Annotated in this window: 1 protein-coding gene; it reads right to left on the bottom strand. The window is 33.6% G+C overall.

The annotated features are described in order from the left end of the window. Window positions 1–330 (bottom strand): TolC family protein (locus L992_RS13035; protein ID WP_047396696.1); only part of this gene is annotated, 330 nt, incomplete at both ends.

The following is a 330-nucleotide window of genomic DNA, read 5'->3' as shown; positions in this document are numbered from 1 at the left end:
CTACACTATACTGATCTATTGTGCTTCCAAATGAGAATACATCCCACTTCACACTCACTCCACCTCTCCATTCTGCATTATCAAAACTATTATCATAATGATGACTCTCTTTTGATGTTCCGTAAGTTCCAAATGCATCTATTTGTGGTAATAAACTTGATCTCGCTACTATCTTTTCGGCCGATGCATAATCTACTTTATTCACTGCTAATTTCGCTGATAAACTATTATTTAATGCCACATCTAAATCTTTCTCAAAATCAATTCCTGTTGTTAAGTTTTCTGGAACCATAAATTCTTTCAAAACAATCTCTTCATTTGTTGGTATCA

Source organism: Cetobacterium sp. ZOR0034 (assembly GCF_000799075.1).
In the GTDB taxonomy this organism is placed as follows: domain Bacteria; phylum Fusobacteriota; class Fusobacteriia; order Fusobacteriales; family Fusobacteriaceae; genus Cetobacterium_A.
Note: the sequence above shows the minus strand (reverse complement) of the source record. Positions and strands in the feature narration are given on the sequence as shown.